Annotated in this window: 3 protein-coding genes; all 3 read left to right on the top strand. The window is 56.0% G+C overall.

Going from position 1 to position 1,430, the window contains the following annotated elements; translation table 11 throughout:
• Positions 1–173 precede the first annotated feature (173 nt).
• The 3 genes from SV253_09970 to SV253_09960 are packed head-to-tail and all read left to right on the top strand — an operon-like array spanning position 174 to position 1,339.
• Positions 174–299 carry a hypothetical protein gene (locus SV253_09970; GenBank protein MDY6776376.1) on the top strand — a complete coding sequence of 42 codons (126 nt, stop codon included), beginning with the start codon at positions 174–176 and terminating at the stop codon, positions 297–299.
• A complete protein-coding gene (locus tag SV253_09965; protein ID MDY6776375.1) occupies positions 296–1,102 on the top strand; it encodes a hypothetical protein in 807 nt (268 codons plus the stop codon). The genes SV253_09970 and SV253_09965 overlap by 4 nt, the downstream gene beginning before the upstream one ends.
• A gap of 18 nt (positions 1,103–1,120) precedes the next feature.
• A complete protein-coding gene (locus SV253_09960) occupies positions 1,121–1,339 on the top strand; it encodes a hypothetical protein (GenBank protein ID MDY6776374.1) in 219 nt (72 codons plus the stop codon).
• The last annotated feature ends 91 nt before the right edge of the window (positions 1,340–1,430 follow it).

The following is a 1,430-nucleotide window of genomic DNA, read 5'->3' as shown; positions in this document are numbered from 1 at the left end:
CGAGCCCCGACGAAGTAGAAGAGATCATCGAGTCGGTCTACTAGATCGCTTTTCTTCTCTGACCCACGGAACGAATTTGGGTCTAACCCTGTGTCTAACCGGGAGAGACACGGGAGACATCCGGGACTTATCTCGGAAAATACTGTTTTATATGTAGTCTCTACTTCCGTCCGATGACACAAGTACAAGTAATAGACAGAGAGACAGAGGGGCGTATAGGAAAGGCTCTCGTGGCAGTTGCGGTGGTCACAACCCTACTCACGGTCGCCCTCACAGTTCTAACGGTGGTGAGTCCATGAAAACCCGAAGCCGACGTGTCATAATCGGAGTAGGTGTCGTCCTTCTCGTAGCCTCCGTTACACTCGGGACTGTCGCACAGCCAACCGAAGAAGGAGGGATGGAGGACGACAGAGGAGACGAGGAGTTAGAAAGACAAGTCGACGAAGGAGACGAAGGAGAGCCACACGAAGAGACGAACGTCTCGTCCGAGTCAGGTTTCGAGGGCGGGCAAGCAGGCGAAGGTCACGAAGGAGGAGAAGGCGAGGATGGTCTCGTCGGGACTATCGGGGCATTGAGCATGGAACACTCATATACGGCGTTCTTCCTCGCAGCACTCACAGGAGTTCTGTCGAGACGCGGCACGCCGAGGTTCATACGTAACAGGCTCCAGGGAGTCCACCGATGGCTAGCCTACGCCGCGGGAGTCCTCGTCCTTCTCCATATACTCACTCAGATCGAAGGCGTCGCCCTGACCCTTGGGGTGGCTCAAATGGCTCTGACAGGAAGTCTAGAAAATGCCTCCCCGCGCGAGATAGGTGGTGCCTTGAGGATCGGGATAGGCTTCGGTGCGACCGTCGTTACGGCTGTCGCCGCCGTGTCTTTCCTACGTCCGCGTCTCTTCGACTCAACGGTTCCGCCGACCGCAGTCCACGCCTTCGCATACACCGGCTTCGCGTTTGCGACTGTACACTCGCTGACCTTCGGACACGACGTGGGTAAGTACGTAGTCTTCGCGTCTGTCGTCGTGGGACTCCTCGTCTTACAGACGGCGTGGTCGTACCGTGGTAGGTACCTCGAAATCCGGGGGCGTTCTATAAGGTAGAAATGTGATAAGCGAATAATGGCACTGACTGAGGATCAGAGAGCAATCGTTGACCTCCTAGAGGAGATGGTCGAGGAAGGCGACGTCTTCTTCAAGAGCCGTCAGATCTCGCACGAACTCGGCATGTCGAGTAGGAAGGTCGGCGCGAACATACGCCGTATCTCCGAGAGCTATGAGAGACTCTCTGTCGAGAGGTGGAGCGAGAGTAACTCGACGACGTGGAGAGTCAAGAAATGATCCTGTTCAGACCTCGCCCTCGTCGTACTCCTTCGTGCCGGTGACCATCACGGGTCTGTCGGTGTTGAGTATCACCGACTGAGTCACGCTT

Source organism: Candidatus Afararchaeum irisae (genome assembly GCA_034190545.1).
GTDB lineage: Archaea > Halobacteriota > Halobacteria > Halobacteriales > Afararchaeaceae > Afararchaeum > Afararchaeum irisae.
This window is presented reverse-complemented; position numbering and strand designations above follow the sequence as displayed.

Excerpts from the sequence above, each read along its gene's own strand:
- SV253_09970 (MDY6776376.1), top strand. The coding sequence starts at position 174 with ATGACACAAGTACAAGTAATAGACAGAGAGACAGAGGGGCGTATAGGA.
- SV253_09960 (MDY6776374.1), top strand. The coding sequence starts at position 1,121 with ATGGCACTGACTGAGGATCAGAGAGCAATCGTTGACCTCCTAGAGGAG.
- SV253_09965 (MDY6776375.1), top strand. The coding sequence starts at position 296 with ATGAAAACCCGAAGCCGACGTGTCATAATCGGAGTAGGTGTCGTCCTT.